This is a genomic window from Ruegeria sp. CDSB114, from assembly GCF_059611025.1.
Map to the genome: position 1 here is coordinate 732,068 of NZ_JBXWOT010000001.1, position 20,555 is coordinate 752,622.

Annotated in this window: 21 protein-coding genes; 9 read left to right on the forward strand and 12 right to left on the reverse strand. The window is 55.6% G+C overall.

The features are described 5' to 3' along the window. Window positions 1-41: 41 nt before the first annotated feature. Entirely contained in the window at window positions 42-2,450 is a 2,409-nt protein-coding gene (gene lon / locus AC2FIP_RS03690) for an endopeptidase La (RefSeq protein WP_496785198.1), read from the reverse strand. A gap of 351 nt (window positions 2,451-2,801) precedes the next feature. On the opposite strand from lon, the gene AC2FIP_RS03695 reads away from it, so the two are divergent. Beyond that, window positions 2,802-3,971 (forward strand): sugar-transfer associated ATP-grasp domain-containing protein, encoded by a 1,170-nt coding sequence (locus tag AC2FIP_RS03695; protein WP_142634053.1) that lies wholly within the window; start codon window positions 2,802-2,804, stop codon window positions 3,969-3,971. A gap of 49 nt (window positions 3,972-4,020) precedes the next feature. On the opposite strand, the gene tgt is transcribed toward AC2FIP_RS03695, so the two are convergent. Both tgt and AC2FIP_RS03705 read right to left on the reverse strand, forming a co-directional pair. Beyond that, on the reverse strand, window positions 4,021-5,151 hold the full coding sequence (gene tgt / locus AC2FIP_RS03700) for a tRNA guanosine(34) transglycosylase Tgt (RefSeq protein WP_271946882.1): 1,131 nt from the start codon (window positions 5,149-5,151) through the stop codon (window positions 4,021-4,023). 63 nt (window positions 5,152-5,214) lie between these two features. After that, window positions 5,215-6,126, reverse strand: a complete 912-nt coding sequence (locus AC2FIP_RS03705) for a nucleoside hydrolase (protein WP_496700227.1) — start codon at window positions 6,124-6,126, stop codon at window positions 5,215-5,217. A 173-nt stretch (window positions 6,127-6,299) separates the two neighbouring features. Here AC2FIP_RS03705 and AC2FIP_RS03710 point away from each other — a divergent pair, with 173 nt between their 5' ends. The 3 genes from AC2FIP_RS03710 to AC2FIP_RS03720 all read left to right on the forward strand — a co-directional run bounded on the left by AC2FIP_RS03710 (window position 6,300) and on the right by AC2FIP_RS03720 (window position 7,927). After that, window positions 6,300-7,190: an SPFH domain-containing protein gene (locus AC2FIP_RS03710; protein WP_142634059.1), complete on the forward strand. Its 891-nt coding sequence runs from the start codon at window positions 6,300-6,302 to the stop codon at window positions 7,188-7,190. After that, entirely contained in the window at window positions 7,190-7,468 is a 279-nt protein-coding gene (locus AC2FIP_RS03715) for an NfeD family protein (RefSeq protein ID WP_142634061.1), read from the forward strand. The genes AC2FIP_RS03710 and AC2FIP_RS03715 overlap by 1 nt, the downstream gene beginning before the upstream one ends. A gap of 96 nt (window positions 7,469-7,564) precedes the next feature. After that, on the forward strand, window positions 7,565-7,927 hold the full coding sequence (locus AC2FIP_RS03720; protein ID WP_142634063.1) for an SUF system Fe-S cluster assembly protein: 363 nt from the start codon (window positions 7,565-7,567) through the stop codon (window positions 7,925-7,927). Between the two features lie 22 nt (window positions 7,928-7,949). Here the strand turns inward: AC2FIP_RS03720 and AC2FIP_RS03725 are convergent, their stop codons facing one another. After that, a complete protein-coding gene (locus AC2FIP_RS03725) occupies window positions 7,950-8,279 on the reverse strand; it encodes a hypothetical protein (protein ID WP_496785199.1) in 330 nt (109 codons plus the stop codon). A gap of 200 nt (window positions 8,280-8,479) precedes the next feature. On the opposite strand from AC2FIP_RS03725, the gene AC2FIP_RS03730 reads away from it, so the two are divergent. After that, window positions 8,480-8,845 carry a HesB/IscA family protein gene (locus AC2FIP_RS03730; protein WP_142634067.1) on the forward strand — a complete coding sequence of 122 codons (366 nt, stop codon included), beginning with the start codon at window positions 8,480-8,482 and terminating at the stop codon, window positions 8,843-8,845. On the opposite strand, the gene AC2FIP_RS03735 is transcribed toward AC2FIP_RS03730, so the two are convergent. Next, window positions 8,842-9,756 (reverse strand): isopenicillin N synthase family dioxygenase, encoded by a 915-nt coding sequence (locus tag AC2FIP_RS03735; protein WP_496785200.1) that lies wholly within the window; start codon window positions 9,754-9,756, stop codon window positions 8,842-8,844. The two genes, AC2FIP_RS03730 and AC2FIP_RS03735, sit on opposite strands and share 4 nt — an antisense overlap. A 125-nt stretch (window positions 9,757-9,881) precedes the next feature. Here AC2FIP_RS03735 and tpiA point away from each other — a divergent pair, with 125 nt between their 5' ends. Further along, window positions 9,882-10,631 carry a triose-phosphate isomerase gene (gene tpiA, locus AC2FIP_RS03740; protein ID WP_496785201.1) on the forward strand — a complete coding sequence of 250 codons (750 nt, stop codon included), beginning with the start codon at window positions 9,882-9,884 and terminating at the stop codon, window positions 10,629-10,631. Here the strand turns inward: tpiA and AC2FIP_RS03745 are convergent, their stop codons facing one another. The 6 genes from AC2FIP_RS03745 to AC2FIP_RS03770 form a co-directional block, all read right to left on the reverse strand. Continuing rightward, a complete protein-coding gene (locus AC2FIP_RS03745) occupies window positions 10,632-10,943 on the reverse strand; it encodes a DMT family transporter (protein ID WP_142634071.1) in 312 nt (103 codons plus the stop codon). Window positions 10,944-11,099: 156 nt separating this feature from the next. Beyond that, window positions 11,100-12,476 carry a TRAP transporter large permease gene (locus AC2FIP_RS03750; protein WP_271946870.1) on the reverse strand — a complete coding sequence of 459 codons (1,377 nt, stop codon included), beginning with the start codon at window positions 12,474-12,476 and terminating at the stop codon, window positions 11,100-11,102. Next, the gene (locus tag AC2FIP_RS03755) at window positions 12,476-13,153 is read right to left on the reverse strand and encodes a TRAP transporter small permease (protein ID WP_142634075.1); all 678 of its coding nucleotides are present in this window, start codon (window positions 13,151-13,153) and stop codon (window positions 12,476-12,478) included. The genes AC2FIP_RS03750 and AC2FIP_RS03755 overlap by 1 nt, the downstream gene beginning before the upstream one ends. 113 nt (window positions 13,154-13,266) lie before the next feature. Next, a complete protein-coding gene (locus tag AC2FIP_RS03760; protein WP_496679567.1) occupies window positions 13,267-14,268 on the reverse strand; it encodes a DctP family TRAP transporter solute-binding subunit in 1,002 nt (333 codons plus the stop codon). 362 nt (window positions 14,269-14,630) lie between these two features. After that, window positions 14,631-15,860: a sigma-54-dependent transcriptional regulator gene (locus AC2FIP_RS03765; RefSeq protein ID WP_271946867.1), complete on the reverse strand. Its 1,230-nt coding sequence runs from the start codon at window positions 15,858-15,860 to the stop codon at window positions 14,631-14,633. Next, window positions 15,857-17,590 (reverse strand): sensor histidine kinase, encoded by a 1,734-nt coding sequence (locus AC2FIP_RS03770; protein WP_496785203.1) that lies wholly within the window; start codon window positions 17,588-17,590, stop codon window positions 15,857-15,859. The genes AC2FIP_RS03765 and AC2FIP_RS03770 overlap by 4 nt, the downstream gene beginning before the upstream one ends. Before the next feature lie 47 nt (window positions 17,591-17,637). Between AC2FIP_RS03770 and AC2FIP_RS03775 the strand changes: the two genes are divergently transcribed. Next, window positions 17,638-18,819, forward strand: coding sequence for a cytochrome P450 (locus AC2FIP_RS03775; protein WP_496785204.1), 1,182 nt, complete (start codon window positions 17,638-17,640; stop codon window positions 18,817-18,819). Between the two features lie 3 nt (window positions 18,820-18,822). Here the strand turns inward: AC2FIP_RS03775 and AC2FIP_RS03780 are convergent, their stop codons facing one another. Next, window positions 18,823-19,302 (reverse strand): Lrp/AsnC family transcriptional regulator, encoded by a 480-nt coding sequence (locus AC2FIP_RS03780; RefSeq protein WP_142634084.1) that lies wholly within the window; start codon window positions 19,300-19,302, stop codon window positions 18,823-18,825. 142 nt (window positions 19,303-19,444) lie between these two features. Here AC2FIP_RS03780 and cobA point away from each other — a divergent pair, with 142 nt between their 5' ends. Beyond that, on the forward strand, window positions 19,445-20,221 hold the full coding sequence (gene cobA, locus AC2FIP_RS03785) for a uroporphyrinogen-III C-methyltransferase (RefSeq protein WP_496785205.1): 777 nt from the start codon (window positions 19,445-19,447) through the stop codon (window positions 20,219-20,221). After that, entirely contained in the window at window positions 20,221-20,535 is a 315-nt protein-coding gene (locus AC2FIP_RS03790) for a DUF2849 domain-containing protein (RefSeq protein ID WP_142634089.1), read from the forward strand. The genes cobA and AC2FIP_RS03790 overlap by 1 nt, the downstream gene beginning before the upstream one ends. The last annotated feature ends 20 nt before the right edge of the window (window positions 20,536-20,555 follow it).

Below are 20,555 nucleotides of genomic sequence, written 5' to 3' on the forward strand. Positions count from 1 at the left end.
GCGAGGTGCTAACCCCGCCCCTGGTTGCCATATTCTGACCTTTAGTGCGCCCTGGCGGACGGGGACGTGTTCTCAGCCGTTTTGGCTGCAGCCGCGGCGGCCTCTTCTGCGGCTTCGTCCCATTCGACAGGTTCAGGATCCCGAACCAGAGCGTGTTTCAGAACTTCCGAAACATGCGTGACCGGGATGATTTTCAGTCCCTCCTTCACGTTGTCAGGAATTTCGGCCAGGTCTTTCTCATTCTCTTCCGGAATCAGAACAGTCTTGATCCCGCCGCGCAGAGCCGCCAGCAGCTTTTCCTTCAATCCACCGATGGGCATCGCATTGCCGCGCAAGGAAACTTCTCCTGTCATGGCAATATCCTTGTGCACCGGGATACCCGTCAGAACCGATACGATTGAGGTCACCATTGCCAAACCGGCCGAAGGACCATCCTTGGGCGTTGCCCCGTCCGGTACGTGGACGTGGATGTCCAGGTTGTCGAATTTGGGTGGCTTCACCCCGATCTTAGGTGAGATTGACCGCACATAAGACGAGGCTGCATCGATGGATTCCTTCATCACATCGCCCAGCTTACCAGTGGTCTTCATCCGCCCCTTACCGGGCAGTTTCAGCGCCTCGATGTGCAGCAGATCACCACCAACGGATGTCCAAGCCAGACCGGTTACAACGCCGACCTGATCGTCCTGTTCGGCCAGACCATAGCGGAACTTGGGCACACCCAGAAACTCATCCAAGTTGTCAGCTGTCACCGTGACCGACTCCGCCTCTTTCTTGATGATCTTGGTCAGCGACTTCCGCGCCACCTTGGCGATTTCGCGTTCGAGGTTCCGCACGCCAGCTTCTCGGGTGTAGGTGCGGATAATCGATTGCAGCGCCTCATCGGATAGTTCGAACTCATTGGCTTTCAGACCGTGGTTCTTGATCTGCTTACTGATCAGGTGCTGCTTGGCGATCTCGCTCTTTTCATCTTCGGTGTAGCCCGCCAGAGGAATGATCTCCATCCGGTCGAGCAAAGGCCCGGGCATGTTATAGCTGTTGGAAGTAGTCAGGAACATCACGTTGGATAGGTCATATTCAACCTCAAGGTAGTGATCCATGAACGTGCTGTTCTGTTCCGGGTCCAACACTTCCAGCATGGCCGAGGCCGGATCGCCACGGAAATCCTGCCCCATCTTGTCGATTTCATCCAACAAGATCAGCGGGTTCGTGGTTTTCGCCTTTTTCAGCGCCTGGATGATCTTGCCGGGCATCGAACCGATATAGGTCCGACGGTGGCCCCGAATCTCGGACTCGTCACGCACACCACCCAGCGAGATGCGAATGAACTCGCGCCCAGTGGCTTTGGCAACAGATTTACCCAGCGACGTTTTGCCAACACCCGGAGGGCCAACAAGACACAGGATCGGGCCTTTCAGCTTTTTCGAACGCTGTTGAACCGCCAGATATTCGACGATCCGTTCCTTGACCTTCTCAAGCCCATAGTGATCGTCATCCAGAATTTCCTGCGCCCGGCCCAGATCCTTTTTAACGCGGGACTTGGTGCCCCAAGGCAGGGCCAAAATCCAGTCGAGGTAATTGCGTACGACCGTGGCCTCAGCCGACATCGGGCTCATGTTGCGCAGCTTCTTCAGCTCACCTTCGGCCTTTTCACGCGCCTCTTTCGACAGTTTGGTCTCGGCGATTTTCTCTTCCAGCTCGGCCACTTCGTTCGAGCCGTCCTCACCATCGCCAAGTTCCTTCTGAATGGCCTTCATCTGCTCATTCAGGTAATACTCGCGCTGCGTCTTCTCCATCTGGGTTTTGACACGGGTCTTGATCTTTTTCTCGACCTGCAGAACCGACATCTCGCCCTGCATCAGGCCATAGACCTTTTCCAGCCGCTCGCTGACCGACAGTGTTTCCAGCAGTTCCTGCTTTTGCTCGACCTCGATACCTAGATGTCCCGACACAAGGTCGGCCAACTTGGCGGGTTCGGCGGTTTCGCCAACAGCGGTCAGTGCTTCTTCGGGAATGTTCTTGCGGACTTTGGCATAGCGCTCGAACTCGTCGGCAACGGTGCGAAGCAACGCTTGTGTAGTGGTCACATCACCCGGAATCTCGGTCAGATATTCTGCACGAGCCTCAAAAAACTCTTCGTTATCAAGGTATTCTGTAATCTGTACGCGCGCTTGCCCCTCGACCAGAACTTTCACGGTTCCATCTGGAAGCTTCAGCAGCTGCAGCACATTTGCCAGCACGCCCGAGCGATAGATTCCGTCGATTTCCGGATCGTCATCACCTGGATCAATCTGGCTAGACAGCAGAATTTGCTTATCGTCCTGCATCACTTCCTCAAGTGCGCGGACAGACCTTTCCCGACCCACGAACAAAGGCACGATCATATGAGGAAAAACCACAATGTCGCGTAGCGGAAGTACTGGGTATGAGGAATTCAGGGGCTCTTGCATGCTCAATCCTTATCTTTGGCAAGACGGCACTGGTCCCTCATCTAGGCAACCCCCGGCCGTCTCCTGTCTGGAAGGTAAAGGTGGTGCGCCAAGCGTCCTATTTCAACCTTACCTGTAGTGGACCTAACAATGACCGGAAGGTTGCGCCTCCGCAAGACGATAACATGATCGGTCTTGTCAAATTCTCAATTTGACCCCGCTTGGTTTCTTCGGCGATTGCCTGCCTGGAAATTCAGAAACCAACAGCAAAAGTACAACACTATCTAACAGGCAGCTGCCCAAAGCCTGCCATCATTGCAAACAATATGATTGCATACCCCAACTTCTGATCGATTACTGTGAGTCGTAGAGATGACAAATCCAAAAAATATCAATGCTGCGGAATCCGACCATCAACGGTACCTATCTGCCCGCGACTCCGATCATGCGACGCTTTTAGCGCATGCCGCCAAAAGCTCTGGGCGCTCTGTTTTACAAGTCCAACGGAGCTTCAATCAAATGGCAAAGCCTCCCAGCCGTTTGAATATGGTTGAGTATGTGCGCAATGGCCTTCATCACGAAGACCGCTTTACCGACGCCGAACGCGCGGCATACATCTCCAATGATCTCCATTGGCCCATCGCCCACAAGTGTAACCACCATGGTTGGAACAGTGCCGCAGAAGACAAGATACTGGCTTCTACTTTGCTTGAAACAGCGGGTGTACCTGTCCCGGAAACCGTTGGCGTCATCGACCGTTCGAACCGACACTACCCCGGGGTTACGAAGATCAACACTCCAGAGGCGTTGCGCGATCTCGTTTGCAACCATCTGGAAGGTGGGCTTTTTGGAAAGATCGTCGAGGGGATGGTAAGCTTTGGGGCCTTTTTGATCGAGGATGCGGATCAATCCACTATCACTTGTGCAGGCCAACCGCCGATCACCTATGAGGCATTCCTAGACGAGTTCGTTGGGCAGAATTCATATGTCGTGCAACCTTTGCTCAAAAATCACTCTGCAATCCAAGACTACGCTTCAGCCCTTGCAACGGTGCGAATGGTTACTCTGGTAAGAGAAAACGACGTCTTTTGCCCAGTTGCCGTTATTAAACTTCCGCAGGGCCCCAATATTGCGGACGCCTTCTGGAGACCGGGGAACCTTGCTTGTTCGATCAATATCGAAACCGGTGTTATCGAAACCGTCGCGCGCCGCGCCAAGATGGAAACAGAATTCCTGGATGACCATCCTGACAACCCCGGTTTAATGGGCTTGAAACTGCCTTTTTGGGACGAATTGATCGAAATAAATGACCGTGCTGCAAGAACCTTTCAGCCAATTCGATATCAGTCGACCGACATCGCTATAACCGAGTCTGGTCCGGTCGTTGTCGAGCTGAACTATGGCGGTGGCTTCGACCTGCCTCAATATGCAAGTGGCCGTGGGATGTTGACACCAGAAGTTCGTAGCTTTTTCGAAGGGTTTGGCTACGACCTTGATGCAAAACCACAAAAGAAGCGCTGGCTGTTCGGTAAACGCAGGTAAAGCGCCCTCAATCTGGTGTCTTGTTAGGTCGACTGAAAAGGCGCTGAACCTAAATCTGTTCAATATCCCCTTGCGCGCGCTGCGCATGGAAGGTCGCCTGCCAGACATCGAATGTGCCAGCAGCAATGGCATCGCGCATACCCTGCATGATTTCCTGAAAATAGTGCAGATTATGCCAGGTCAGCAGCATGCCCGAAATCATCTCGTTCGAGCGGAACACGTGGTGTAGATAGGCGCGAGAGTAGTTCGAACAAGCCGGGCATGAGCAGGCCTCATCCAGCGGGCGCGGGTCATCTGCGTGGCGGGCATTCTTTATGTTGACCACGCCGTAACGAGTGAACACCTGTCCTGTGCGACCGGACCGTGAGGGTAAGACACAATCCATCATGTCGATCCCGCGGGCGACAGCTCCGACAATGTCGTCAGGCTTTCCAACGCCCATCAAATAGCGCGGTCTGTCGGCTGGCAGAAAGTCAGGAGCGTAGTCGAGGCAACCAAACATTGCCTCCTGACCTTCGCCCACGGCCAGACCGCCAACCGCGTAACCCTCAAATCCGATCGCTTTCAGCGCCTCGGCGCTTTCTTCGCGTAAATCCTGTTCCAGCCCGCCTTGCATGATCCCAAACAACGCATGTCTAGGACGGTCGCCGAAAGCCTGTCGCGATCGATCGGCCCATCGCATCGACAAGCGCATTGATTCAGCAATTCGATCCCGATCTGCGGGTAGGGCCGGACATTCGTCAAAACACATCACGATGTCCGACCCCAACAGGCGCTGTATCTCCATCGAGCGTTCCGGGGTCAGCTCGTGCTTGGACCCATCCACGTGAGATTTGAAGGTCACGCCCTTTTCGGTCAGTTTGCGCAGACCAGCCAGGGACATGACCTGAAATCCACCGGAATCCGTTAGGATCGGGCGATCCCAGTTCATGAACTTGTGCAACCCGCCCAAACGGTCGATGCGTTCAGCCGTTGGGCGCAGCATCAGGTGATAGGTGTTTCCCAACAAGATATCGGCACCGGTTGCACGCACACTCTCCGGCATCATCGCTTTGACCGTCGCAGCAGTCCCCACTGGCATGAACGCCGGAGTACGCACCTCACCGCGCGGCGTGTGGATCACCCCGGCGCGGGCCTTGCCGTCGGTGGCCTTCAGGTCAAATGAGAAACGGTCTGTCATTGGGCATCCTCGGGTCGCTGAACCGGGCAGGATTTGCCCGATCTGTTCAGCCATTGCAAGTTGTCAGGGTAAAGAGGCAACCTGCCGGGTAAACAGATCAACAACCCCTGCCCCGTCAACATCCCGGCATACCAGCACAGCCGGTCGCGTCGAGTCCGGACGCGTAGCACCGGATTCCGTACCACCCACAATTACCTCAACCCCGGTTTCGACCATCTCGAACATCGTGCCATGGGTGCAGGCGATCACAGCAGTCGAGTCATGCAGGCCGCAGCCCTCCAACCCGCCGATATCCTTGTAGAATTTCAGGTAAAATACCGAGATGTCGCGCAGGAAAGCCCCCATATCGGGCGAGCGTTGGGCCAGACCGTCAAAATCCGCACTTTTGTACAGCGTTTTCAAGGTGACATCCAAACCAACCACAACGGTCGCCGGCGGTGCTGCAAACACTTCATTTGCGGCAAGGGCATCGTGATAGATGTTTGCTTCGGCATGTTCCGTGATGTTTCCTGGGCAGAAAACCGCCCCACCCATGATCACCAACTGTTTGATGTTCTGCGAAAACTCAGGATCCAAACGCATCGCCGCAGCAATATTAGTCAAGGGGCCGATTGCACAAACCGTCAGCTCTCCCTTGTGGCGGCGCGCCATTTTCACCAGGAATTCCGTGGCATTCAAATCATGGTTCGCCCCGATTTCCGGGATATCGGTAATATCCCCAAAACCTTCGGGACCGTGAACATGTTCGGACGGTGCGTGGTGCCCTGTTCCCTGTGGGTAGGCAGCGCCTTGGGCGACGGGAATGTCCAACCCAAGTTTATCCACCAAAAACCGTGCATTGCGGCTGGATTGATGAACGTGGGTGTTGCCAAAAACGGTCGTCAGGCCGATCAAGTCAATCTCGGGGGCTGCAGCGGCATATGCAATGGCCATCGCATCGTCGATGCCGGGGTCTGTATCAATAATCAGTTTCATCCCAGCCCGATAGCGCAAACGCGAGGGGATGCAAAGCGGTCACAATAGCAAAAACTAACCAAAATCCATGGATCAGCGTTTTGAATCCAAGCACAATCCCTCCATACCAGAGTTGAAAAAGGGCGATTCAACCCCCAAATGTATACTATCGTACACAATAAAAGAGGACAGATATGACCGAAGACCAAATCATTGGATTGCTTTCTTCGAACATAATTTACCTGCTCGCGGCGGCATTGATCGTCATCATCACGCTAAAAGGCATTAAAATCGTGCCGCAATCAGAAAAATATGTGGTCGAACGGTTCGGGCGCTTGCATTCGGTGCTTGGCCCTGGGATCAACTTTATCGTTCCTTTACTGGATGTTGCGCGGCACAAGATATCCATTCTGGAACGCCAGCTTCCCAATGCAACGCAGGATGCAATCACCAAAGATAACGTTCTGGTCCAAATCGACACTTCGGTCTTTTACCGCATCCTAGAGCCGGAAAAGACAGTCTACCGCATCCGCGATGTAGATGGTGCTATCGCGACGACCGTTGCCGGTATCGTCCGGGCGGAAATCGGCAAGATGGACCTGGACGAAGTTCAGTCGAACCGTGCTCAACTGATCACTCAGATTCAAGGAAGCGTCGAAACCGCAGTGGATGACTGGGGGATCGAAGTGACGCGCGCCGAGATTTTGGACGTTAACCTCGATCAGGCGACCCGTGACGCGATGCTGCAACAGTTGAATGCTGAACGCGCGCGCCGCGCGCAGGTAACCGAGGCCGAGGGCAAGAAACGCTCTGTTGAGCTTCAGGCCGACGCCGAACTCTATGCAGCCGAACAAACGGCCAAAGCGCGCCGCATTCAAGCCGAAGCCGAAGCCTATGCAACCAGTGTTGTTGCCCAGGCGATAAAGGAAAACGGTATCGAGGCGGCTCAGTACCAGGTTGCATTGAAACAGGTTGAGGCATTGAACACGCTGGGCACCGGCAATGGCTCGCAGACTATCGTTGTGCCTGCCAATGCGCTTGAAGCTTTCGGAAACGCCTTCAACATGTTGAAAGGACGTACATAATGGCTGATCCCTTTTGGTTAACATGGTGGCTATGGCTGGCTGGCGCGTTGGCTTTGGGCATCCTCGAAATAGTCCTACCTGGGTTCATCTTTCTGGGTTTCGCCATCGGGGCCGGGCTGACGGGTATTCTGCTGGCAATCCCTGGTATAGTACCGTCGCTGCCGATCCTGCTTATGATCTTTGCGACTCTGTCGCTGATTGCCTGGCTGATCCTGCGCCGCGTCTTTGCTCTGCCCCATGGCCAGGTGAAGAAGTTTAGACATGACATAAACGACTAAATCTTATGGCACCCCTTAAGGGGGTGTCATTGTGCCTCTGGACGCTGCCCGAGGCTTTCCCTATATAATTCGTCAGGTAACAAACCCGAGGCACGAATGACTCACCCGAGCGAACAGTTTGAAGGCACACCTCTTATTGCCCCTTCAACGATTGAACACCCTCTTTATGAGCCGGTGGTCGACGCCTGCCGAACGGTTTATGACCCCGAAATCCCTGTAAACATCTATGATCTGGGTCTGATCTATACGATCGACATCACCCAGGAAAACGCGGTCAAGGTCATCATGACACTGACCGCGCCCGGCTGCCCGGTTGCCGGCGAAATGCCTGGGTGGATCGTCGAGGCAATCGAACCCGTGGCCGGCGTAAAAGAAGTTGACGTGGAACTGACCTGGGAGCCCCCCTGGGGCATGGAAATGATGTCAGACGAAGCGCGCCTGGAACTTGGATTTATGTAAGACCAAGTGCGAAGGCCTGCTGTTATTGAATTCCGCAGGTCGATTTGATTTCGTCCGACCTCTGGTTAAGCTTCTGTATGTAATCTCCTGATAACATAGTTAGTCTTTTCTTTTCGGTTCCAGTCACAAGGCCTAGAAGCGCCCCAGCAGGTGTAATGGCAATTACACTTTTGGCCTGCTCTTCCTCCGCATGTTTTCGTTCGGTTGCAATCGCGCGCAAATCACCTTCTGCCGTTGCACAGTTTACCGGATGTTGCTTTTCTTCTGCGATCGCCGTCTGAGCCAAAAACACAGACAGCATCAGAGAAGGAATTGTAAGAATATCTTTTTTTCTAAACCAAAGTCTTTTCATGCTATTCAGCCTCAAATATTTTCCAAAAGTGGATCATGGGTCAGGCTATGACGAGTGTAATTTGCAAAGCAAGCTTTGCTTACCCGCTGGGGTAGAAAAACTATTCCGACAGGAAAACTTAGGTAAGAAAACCTGCTATGTCTTGAGCCTGATGCCTCGGGGCACTACATTAGCAACTACGAACAACGACGGAGATCATGATGTTCGGCATCCCCGGCAAACAGGCCGTAACAATGACACCAAAGGCTGCAGAGCAGATTGCCCGCCTGATGACTTCGGGCGGTCATGCTGGTTTGCGTATTGGCGTCAAGAAAGGCGGCTGTGCCGGGATGGAATACACCATGGACTATGTCGACCAGCCTGACACCAATGATGAAGTGGTCGAGCAGGACGGCGCGCGGATCATGATCGCCCCGATGGCACAGATGTTCCTGTTTGGAACAGAGATCGACTATGAGGTCTCGTTACTTGAATCCGGTTTCAAGTTCCGCAACCCGAATGTTGTAGATGCCTGCGGTTGCGGAGAATCCATCAAGTTCGACGAAAGCATTGCAACTCAGCCTTAAGACGCTGCCTGCAAGTGCACATAGGTCTCGTTGAACCGACGCGTCAAGTGCTCTCCTGCCTGGATGACATTCTCTGAATGTGGCGGGGCAACATTGGTGTCATAAGACGGGTTGAAGAACAAAGGAACCGACAGCCTTTCAGCAGATCCACCGATCACACGGTGCAGAGTTGCCTTGACCGCCCCTGCCGTCCAGAACTCCAGCATCTCCCCAAAATTGATAATGAATGTTCCGGGCTGCGCTTGGACCTGAGCCCAACTCTGGTCCGGCATCTGTACCTCTAACCCGGCTCGACCATCGGTGGCCAGCAGGGTCAGACAGCCATAATCAGTGTGCGCTCCGATACCGAAATCCTTTTCGCCTGCCCAGACTGGCCTTTGCGGGTAATAATTGCCGCGCAACAGGGCCATGGGCGTGTCGAAGGCAGTGTCAAAGCTGTTGGCATCCTTGCCCAATGCCACCGAAATGGCGCGCAACACCCGCATGGCAACCGAACAAGCGTCACCATAATAGGCCTCGATGATTGATCGAAACTCGGGCACAATCTCCGGCCATTGGTTCGGGGCATAAACCGAGAGGTTCTTGCCAAAGTACCTATTGGTCTCAGCTAGCTCGTATCCGCAATCGAACACCTCTTTGAAGTCAGGATTTGCAGCTGGATCTACCTGTTCCGAGCGCGAGGCGCCCCACCCGCGGTTGGACCCGGTCACAGCCATATCAACACGCCGTTTCTCGGCCTCTGGCAGCCGGAAGAATGCGTGATATGCCGAGATGACCCGTTCCACCCGACTGGCGGAGATACCAGTATTGGAGACGGTCAGAAACCCAACTTCACCGACGGCGCGGGTCAATTTGGCCAATTCCACCGTGTCGCGCTGATCCAGTTTTTTAAGATCAAGATGTTCGATCATATTGCTCATTCCTCATCGCGGCGGAAACTGCCGTTTTGCAACGGGCTCTGCAACCGGAATTGTCAGACCTGACTGGCAATGATATCCGGTCACCAGAAAACCGATTTATTTCAAGGGGACGCGATATGCGGCGTAAACTGGCGGCTGGAAACTGGAAGATGAATGGTAATGCTGCCGACTTGAGCGAGCTTCAGGCCCTTTCTCACATGCATGCTGCCCCGGCAGTTGATATTCTGATCTGCCCACCTGCCACCTTGATCCATCGGGCCAAAGAGAAGGTCCCGGGCGGAAACATCCAGATAGGCGGTCAGGATTGCCACGCGGCAAACTCGGGCGCGCATACAGGTGACATTAGCGCCCAGATGCTGGCCGACGCCGGAGCGTCAGCCGTCATTCTTGGCCATTCTGAACGCCGCGAAGATCATGGTGAACAGAATGAAGATGTTCGTGCTAAGTCTATTGCCGCTATGAATGGTGGGCTAAAGGCAATCATCTGTGTCGGTGAAAGCCTGGAACAGCGCGAGGCCGCCAATACCCTGGATATAATCGGCGGTCAGATGTCCGGCTCGATCCCGGATCAGGCAACGGGCGAAAACCTAATAGTCGCCTACGAACCGATCTGGGCCATTGGCACGGGCAAAGTGCCCACTCTGGATGAAATCGGTCAGGTGCATGACTTTATCCGCGCGCGGCTGGAACGGCGCTTTGGCGAAGGCGTTGGACGTTCGGTCCGGCTGCTTTATGGCGGCTCGGTCAAGCCATCAAACGCCGCCGAGATTTTCGCCGTATCGAACGTGGATGGCGCATTGGTGGGCGGGGCGAGCCTGAAGGCTGACGATTTTTCGGGCATCATTCAGGCTCTGGAAAAGGCCTGATCAGGCCATTTTCATCGTCACCATCCCGGCTATGATCAAGACTGCCGCGCAGATCCGCGTGGCGGTCAGGGCTTCGCCCAGAAAAAGAATACCAAAGGTAAACGCGCCAACCGCTCCTATTCCCGTCCAGATGACATAGGCTGTTCCCAAAGGCAGCGTCCGCATGGCCAGCGCCAGCAAGGTGAACGAACCCAGCATCGAAACCGCCATCAGGGCGGTCGGCCAGAACCGGGTGAACCCGGCAGATTGTTTCATCGCCACGGCCCAGACAATTTCAAGCAGGCCGGCAAACAACAGGATAATCCAGGGCATAGAAGAGACCTCTGATCAGTCCGGGTCGTCCCGGATACTGTCCCGTGATGGAGAGGTCGTCCTCTGCCCTTTAGATAATCCCCTTGGCGCCCCGTTCAAGACGCAGAGACCGGGCAGAGATCCCCTGCCCGGTCTTTTTCTCAGCGGTTGGACCCGCTAGTTTGTTATGATCTCCGGCCCCATGAAGGTGTTGGGCAGGAAGGTGGATATCCACGGGATATAGGTCACCATGATCAGGAAGACGAACAGGACCGCCAGGAATGGCAGGGCCGCCCGGACAACGCCCATCATCGGCATGCCCGCAACACCCGAGGTCACGAACAGGTTCAAGCCGACCGGCGGGGTGATCATCCCGATCTCCATATTTACCACCATGATGATGCCCAGGTGAATCGGGTCGATGCCCAGCTCGATTGCAATCGGGAACACCAGTGGTGCTACGATAACCAGCAGGCCCGAAGGCTCCATGAACTGGCCGCCGATCAGCAAGATCACATTAACCACGATCAGGAAAGTCACCGGTCCCAGACCTGCCGACAGCATGGCAGTTGCTATGTGCTGCGGCACTTGTTCGTCGGTCAGAACATGTTTAAGGATCAAGGCGTTGGCGATAACGAACAGCAGGGTAACGGTCAGTTTCCCAGCTTCGAACAACGTCTGCTTGGTGTCGGGGTGAAAAATCGCCGTGATCAGCGCATAAGGCTTTCTGAGCAAAGAGATATTCTTTTCCTCACCCTCGGTGCTGAGGGGGCCCATGTCCTTGTAGACGAAGCTGGCAATCAAAAATGCATAGACTGCGGCCACCGCAGCGGCCTCGGTCGGGGTAAAGATACCCCCATAGATGCCACCCAGAATGATCACGATCAGGAACAGACCCCAACCTGCTTCGCGTGCCGAGACAAGGATTTCGCCCCAGCCTTTCCATTCACCCTTGGGTAGGTTCTTGACCTTGGCCATCACATAGATGGTAATCATCAGCATCAGCCCAGCCAACAGACCGGGGATCACACCGGCGAGGAACATGCGCCCGACAGAAACTTCGACAGCGGCGGCATAGACCACCATCACGATCGACGGCGGAATCAGAATACCCAGCGTTCCTGCGTTACAGATAACGCCGGCGGCGAATTCCTTGGAATAGCCAACCTGCCGCATACCAGCGATCACAATCGAACCAATGGCCACTACCGTAGCCGGAGACGACCCCGACAGGGCCGCAAACAGCATACAGGCGAACACGCCCGCAATCGCCAGACCTCCGGGCAAGTGCCCCACGCAGGCAATCGAGAAACGGATGATGCGCCGAGCCACGCCGCCCGTGGTCATGAAGGACGAGGCCAGAATGAAGAAAGGGATCGCCAGCAGGGTAAAATGCCCTTCGAAAGCCTCAAACAAGGTACCTGCGACCGAAGCGAGCGAACTGTCGGAATAGATCAGCAGAAACAGGGTCGAACTGAGCCCCAGAGCCACCGCAATCGGTACACCGATCAACAGTAAGCCTACGACCATCGAGAACAGAAGAATGACATCCATCAGTTGTGCTCTCCTTGCTGAGCGCGGACTTCTTCAATCTCGTCCTCGACTTCGTGGCTAGCGACCATCCGATCGGCTTCGCCGCGCCAAATCTGTACCGCAACCTGCGCAAAGCGGATCACCAAAAGCAGCATCGACACGGGCAGAACCAGATACGGCACCACCTTGGGCAGTTTTTCATAGCCCTCGCCATAGTTGATCAGATCCTCCAGAAACCGCAGCGGGGCAACCATCGGAATGTCGTCGACCTCATAAAAGCTCTGACTGCGCGCATCGAAGTTGAACCCGGTAGGGAACCATCGCCCCGATGTGGGCGGCAGATCCGCGAACACGGCCCAATAGTCATATGCGCCTTTTAGCATCAGCAGAGAAAACACCAGACAGCAGGCTACAGCGATCAGAGCCAAAATCCGTCGAGGCGCCGGGCTGAGCATGTTCAGGATGGCGTCCACTCCCAGATGAGCGTGTTTCTTGACGGCATAAGACGCCCCAAGCAGCACCAACCAGCCGAAGGCGAAAACCGTCAGCTCCAGTGCCCATAGGATATTGGAATTAAAGAAATACCTTGCGATCACATTGGCAAATGTCACAGCCGTCATCAGGCCCAGCAACGATGCGATCAAGGTTTCTTCGATATGGTCGACCAGCCCGCCTTGGCCGGATTGCGCACCAGACATCTATCTGTCCCCACATTTTTTTGAGATAAGTGCTGTTTGGGCGGGCCAAATCGGCCCACCCTGCCTGCGCGTCGAATACTCCCCAGTCCCCGGACGCGCGGCGTATACCAGGATCAGAACCCGGCGTTGATAGCCTGTGCGGCGTCGATCTTTTCTTGACCCACGTCACCGGCGAACTGTTCCCAGACAGGTTTCATGGCGTCGATCCAGGCCTGACGCTGTTCAGGGTTAAGTTCACGGATGATACCGCCCGCATTTGTGATCGAGACCTTAGCTTCCTCGTTCACCGAGAAGGATTCTTTGTTCCGCTGTTCTGTCACTTCGCCCAGAATGGTCAGGAACTGTTCCCGCACCGCAGGATCCAGGCTGTCCAGCCAGTCAACCGATGTCACGACCAGATAGTCGATGACACCGTGGTTGGTTTCAGTGATACCGTCCTGAACCTCAAAGAACTTCTTGCCGTAGATGTTGGACCAAGTGTTTTCCTGTCCGTCGACGACACCTTGCTGCAACGCGCCATAAACCTCTGAGAAAGCCATTTTCTGCGGGCTTCCGCCAATCGCCTCCATCTGCGCGACCAGCACGTCAGAGGATTGGACGCGGAATTTCAGGCCATCGGCATCCGACGGATCGACCAGCGGTTTGTTGGCCGACATCTGTTTCATGCCATTGTGCCAGAATGCCAGCCCCTGCAGGCCACGGCGCTGCATGCTGTCTTTCATCGCCTGACCGTCAGCCGAAGCCTGAAATGCGTCTACCGCGTCAATGTTCTTGAACATGAACGGCAGGTCGAACAGGCGGAATTGCTTGGTGAACTTCTCGAACTTGGACAATGACGGGGCCGCCAGTTGCACATCGCCCTGCAACATCGCCTCAAGGACTTTATCGTCGTTATAAAGCGTGGAGTTCGGGTAGACCTCCATGCACATCACGCCGTTCATCTCATCATTAACGCGCTGTTCCAGCAACGAGGCTGCAATACCCTTGGGATGTTTATCGGTATTGGTCACATGCGCGAATTTCACGACGATTTCGCCGTCTTCACAAGCGGCCATGCCTGCGGTTGCTGTTACGGTTAGAGCGACGGCCGTCGCTGCCGTTGTCAAAAATTTCATCAGTCGAGTTCTCCCAGATACTTCACTACGTCTCCGGACGCGCAGAAGCCGTCCCATGGCGGCGAGTGAACCGAATCGGGGTCAAGCCCTCAACTTATTGTGGGCTTCACTACCGGGTAGTATTTTATCATTTATTTACTGAGTGTTACGAACTTTCTGTCTGGTATCCATTTGAGCCATTCGGGAAGCCGTGCGAGAATCCGCACATATATATGCGCCATTGTGTGGATATCCGCACAAATAGCGATTCGCCGAACGCGAATCGTTTACCAGGTTTTGGCTCTTCCCACGGTCCGCGTCAGCGGACTGCTACACCCAACAGCTTAACCGCATGACAATGCGGGAAAAGCTGGCAGGAGCTTTCACCTACGGTAGTCTTCCGGACGAATGTGATATCGCGCCAGTTTGTCGTAAAAGGTCTTGCGAGGCAGCTTTAGCGCCTTTGCGGCTTCTGATGCTTTGCCGTTATGCCGGCCAAGGGCAGCAATCAGCAGAGATCTTTCGACCCGTGCCATCTGCTCGCTCAACCCCAGTTCTGCGGCCTGCGAGACATCCTCGGGCATTCCCAGCACAAACCTCATTGCGGCTGACATCAGCGACCGTGCATTGCCCGGCCAGTCTCTGGTCATCAGCGATGCCAGATGGTCCGACGTGATTTCCGGTTCCTTTATCCCGGCCTGTTCGGCTGCCTGTGCTACATAGTGGCGGAAGATTACAGGTATATCCTCGGGGCGCTCGGCAAGCGACGGTATGCGAACGCGCATCACATCTAAACGATAGAACAAATCTGCAAGGAACCGTCCATCCGAAGACAATTCGGCTAGGTCAGTGGTCGTGCCCGCCAGAATTCGGGCGCCTACACCCTGTTCAACCATCTCCAGTGCTGCATATTGCGTGGCCTCGGGCATGGCCGAGATTTCGTCCAGAAAAAGGGAACCACCGGCTGCATCTTCGCAGACATGAACCAGATCGCTGGTCGACAAACCGGCGGATGGACGTTTGACAAATGGGCCCTGACTTTGCGGCGACATTAGGTGAACGACCTCGGCAACTTTGGACACTCCGCTGCCAGCCGGTCCGGTGACCAAAACTTCGGCCCCTGTCTGGGCTACTGTACGAACCCTTTCCCTCAGTTCTTCGGCCTTTGATGAGAGACCGAACAGCAGGCGTGCCGCTGGATCGCCGCGTTCGAGTTCGCTTTTCATTGCGCGTTGTTGCAGGACATGTTCTCGCGCTTCGGATGCCTTGCCCAACACCTTTAGCAGATCTGCCGCGGCGCAGGGCTTTTCCAAAAAGTCGAATGCACCCTGCCCCATGGCCTGCACTGCCATTGGTATGTCGCCTTCTCCAGTCAACAGGATGACAGGCAGATCAGCATCCATATCGCGGGTGTAGGTCAACAGGTGAAACCCGTCCCGACCAGGCATCCGGATATCCGACACGATCACTCCCGCGAAATCCGCCCGGATATGATCCTTCGCCGCCACGAAGGACCCGGCTGTTACGGGTTCATAATCGGCAAGCTCCAGCGTCTGGGCCAGCGCTTCGCGCACTGCCGAGTCGTCATCGACCAAAAGCACTTTGCGGGTCATGCTGCCCCTACTTCGCTGAAATGCTCCAGTTCCACAGTGAATACCGCACCTGTCGGAGCGTTGGTGCCCCGAATATTACCACCAAAGCTTTGAACCAGACCATAAGAGATCGACAGCCCCAGCCCCATACCCTCAGACGAACCGACAGCTTTGGTGGTATAGAACGGTTCGAACAGCTTCTCCGAGTTCTCGATCCCCGGACCTGTGTCGCTGACCGTGACCGTCAGGGTCTTGTCACTGTTTATCGCGATCTTGATCATGCGTTGTTGTTGCTCACTCATGGCATCGGCGGCGTTGTTAATCAGATTTACGAACACCTGCACCAATCTCACTTCGCCACCCCAAGCATAGATAGGGACATCTGGAGCCTGCCATTCCATACGAACGTTTTCCGAATTCAGCCGGGCCTCGGTCAATTCCAACGCCGTTTCTATTACCTGAACCAGATCAACTCTGCCCATGGGCTCGTTTTCATTGCGGGCAAAAGCCCTGAGGTTCTTGATAATTCGCGCCATTCGCGCGGCCAAATCGGAAATTCTGGTGAGGTTCTCGGCGGCTTTTGACTCGTCACCTCTGGTCAGAAAAGCCGTTCCATTCTCGGCGAATTGGCGAATGGCCATCAGCGGCTGGTTCAACTCATGGCTGATGCCCGCCGACATCTGCCCGAGCGCACTCAACTTCCCGGCCTGTATAAGCTCTTCCTGCGCATGCTTCAGAGCGACCTCGGCCTCTTCCCGCTCATGAACCTCGCGCCGCAGGGCGGTATTCGCGGCGGTCAGCGCATGGGTTCTGCGCGTCACACGGCTTTCCAGCACCGCATTGGCCTCAGCAAGCGCACGCCGGCGTTCGGTTGCCATGAACAAAAGCGCCCCGAAGGCCAGACAGATCGCAGCGACCGCCGCTGCTTGCAAATTCGCCAGACGGCGCGCCGGGGCCACATCCACCAGCACCTCTGCTGTCATGTCTATCACCGGTAAATCGAGCGTAAGGTGTAACGCACGCCGTGGCAGATACCGGCCCCAATTCAAGGTCCAAAGCTCGTGTCGTCCGATCAGATTCGACGAGAAATCAACCGTCTGCCCCTCGGGCGGCACCAGCCCCGGTTGACCTTCGGCCCGACGCCAGAACAACAGGTCGGAACGGTTCGAGATGAACACCACACCTTCCCCATCAATAAAGAAAATGGCCTCGGTACTGCCCCGCCAAGTCTGTTCGACATCCTGCACATCAGCTATAACCATCAATGCGCCTTCGACTATACCGGTGGGACCAAAGGCAGGAGCTGCATAGGAATAGGTTCGATCGCCGCTTGTGGACTCGACCCCGTGGGCACTGCCCATAGCACCCTGCATGGCGCGCCTGAATGCGGGATGGTCTGCCATCGTCAATTCAGGCACCGGGTGGGCGGCTGCAAGTACCCTGCCCAGACGGTCCAGATAGACAATGTTAACGGCGGCAGTTTTGTCTGCCACGTCCAGCAACACAGCCTGCGCGATGGCGCGATCACTCGGCGTGAAAAGCGTTCGAACAGCCGGGTGGCTGGCCATCAAGACAGCCAGTTCCTGATAGACCTGCATTTGTGTGCTAAGGCGGTCGGCGGCCAATTCCAGATCGGCCTCAGCCTTATCGCTCAGCGGCGACAAAGCCTGACGAAAGCCGTATGACCACACTCCAACAGAGAGCAGCCCAACAGCAATCAGAAATGTCGAAATTAACCATACCCTTTGCATGACATTGGGTCTTGCATTCAACGCGCCTCATGGCAAGTGTGCCCGCCATGAAGACTTTGCATCAATCCCCTGTTGACCCGAATTTTGTCCAGAACCCTTATCCGATTTATGATGCGGCCCGCGCGCATGGCGACCTTGTGTATTGGGCCGACTACCGGATGCACGCTGCTGTATCCCACCGGGCGGTTCAGGCCTTGCTGAAGGACCGTCGTTTCGGTCGCGAAGTACCGGCGGAAATGCAACGTCCAGGTCCTGCGCATCTAGCCCCCTGGCTGATGGTCGAATCTCATTCGTTGTTAGAAGCAGAGCCGCCGCGCCACACCCGGCTTCGACGCCTGGTCATGCGCGCCTTTACGTCACGTGCCATTGCGGCACTGGAACCAACGATCCAAGACCTCAGCCACAAGCTGATCGACGCCTTTCCGGATGCGCCGTTCGATCTGCTGGACACCTATTGCACGCAAGTTCCGGTCGTTACGATCTGCCGCCTTCTAGGCGTTCCCGAAGAGATGTCGCCCGAGCTTTTGCGCTGGTCCCATGACATGGTGGCGATGTATCAGGCCAGCCGCACACGCGAGACCGAAGATGCGGCGGCGGCCTCGGCAAAAGAGTTCACCGACTTTCTCTCGTCTTACGTCGAAAAGCGCCGGTCTGACCCTCGGGATGACCTGATTACCCGGTTGATCGCCGCTGAAGAAGATGGTGAAAAACTGTCGCGTGACGAGTTGGTTGCAACTTGCATTCTGCTGTTGAATGCCGGTCATGAGGCCACGGTTCATTCTCTGGGAAATGGGCTTAGGACCGTATTGCAACAAGGTGTAAAAGCCGCTGCCTTTCAGCCTGAAACGATTGACGCCTCCGTCGAAGAAATCCTGCGCTTTGATCCCCCGCTGCATATGTTCACGCGCTATGCCTATGAAGAGATCGACCTGTTCGGGCACAGTTTTAAACGCGGTGACGAAGTCGCTTTGTTGCTTGGAGCCGCGAACCGTGATCCCCAAGTCTGGGCCGAACCTCATAAGTTCGATCCAACCCGCCCCATCCTGACCAACAGCAGCTTTGGCGCGGGTCTGCATTTCTGCTTCGGAGCACCGTTGGCCCGACTCGAAATGCGAATAGCGCTGGCGGCACTGTTCGAACGCTGTCCCAACCTAGCGCTCAGCGCCGAACCGGAATATTCCAACAGCTACCATTTTCACGGGCTAAAGCGGTTGATGGTTCAGGTCTGACCGCTAGTTCTCGATCAGGGCATTCAGCGGCAGCATGGTCGTCGACTTGATCTCTTCCATCGACAGCAGTGCCGTCACATTGTGGACGCGCACCTCGGAAATCAGAGTCTGATAGAACACGTCATAGGCGCGCGCGTTCTTAACCCGCACCTTGAGGATATAGTCGATATCCCCCGCCAGCCGGTGCGCCTCTTGCACTTCGGGGCGGTCCCGCAGGGCTTTGAGGAACTTTCGCTGCCAATCCGCCTCGTGTTCAGAGGTGCGGATCAGCACGAAGAACGTCGCCTCAAAACCAAGCGCCTCGGCATCCAATAATACCGTCTGCTGACCGATCACCCCGGCCCCTTTCAGCTTGCGGATGCGATTCCAGACAGGCGTCTTGGAACTGCCGACGCGGGCTGCTATTTCGTCCAGCGATTGGCTGGCGTCGCGCTGCAGCTCAACCAGAATTTTCCGATCCGTGTCATCAATCCGCACTGACATTCCAATTTCTTCCTCGTTTCGAAACTTTCGTATCGCTTGATCAACACAGCGAAACGCTTGTTCTTATTTATGCGCGCATATGGCGCAATACCGGGAATATTTCCTATATTGAGGGTCAAGTCAAACCAACCCGGACCGAAACATGCAAGTGACGCAAACATATCAGGACGCAGGCCATGTCGACTTTGTCGGCGCAGGCCCTGGTGATCCCGAATTGCTAACGCTCAAAGCCCTGCGCGCGTTCGAGCGCGCGGATCTTGTCCTGCATGACCGGCTGATCAGCGCCGAGGTGCTGGCCCTTGCCGGGCAAACGGCCGACCTGGTCGATGTTGGTAAAGCCGGGTTTGGCCCCTCGTGGAAACAGGAAGACATCGACGCGCTGCTGGTAGAGCACGCCCTGAAGGGTCTACGCGTTGTACGCCTGAAATCCGGTGACCCCACCGTATTTGGTCGTTTGGACGAAGAAATCGACGCCGTCGAAGCAGCTGGCATCTCGTGGCAGATTATCCCCGGCATCACCGCAGCCTCGGCCGCAGTTGCGGGCATCGGGCAAAGCCAGACGCGCCGCGGGCGCAATTCTTCGATCCGTTTCCTGACCGGGCACGACATGAAGGGGTTCGCCGATCACGATTGGAGCGCCCTGGCGCAGCCCGGTTCGGTGGCGGCGATCTATATGGGCAAAAAGTCTGCCCGGTTTATTCAGGGCCGCCTGATCATGCACGGCGCCGACCGGGCCACACCTGTGACGCTGATCGAAAACGCGTCGCGTCCCGATCAGCGCATATTGACCACGACGCTGGATCACATGCCCGCCGATCTGAACGCCTCGGACATGGACGGCCCCACCCTTACTTTTTACGGCCTTGCCCCCCGCCAGGCAGCCAAGGCCCTGACTGAATTCAAAAAGGAGCACGCCTGATGGCCCGCGCTTTTACCCCCAAAGTGGTAACCGCCAACGATCTGTTGGAAGGTGACGTCATCTATCTGACCGAGGACGACCGCTGGTCGCGTGAGTTATCCGAGGCAGAGCTGATCACAGACGAAGCCCACGCACAGATCCGCCTTCTGGATGCCGAACGTCAGGCAGGCAAGATTGTCGGTGCCTATCTGGCGGATGCCATAGCTGGCGACGAAGGCCCAGAGCCAACCCATTTTCGGGAAGACTTCCGCCGGACTGGTCCGTCCAACTATGCCCACGGCAAACAGGAAACTTCCCCGCAGCCCCGGGCCTGATCTCTGGCCCTCTCTCTCCC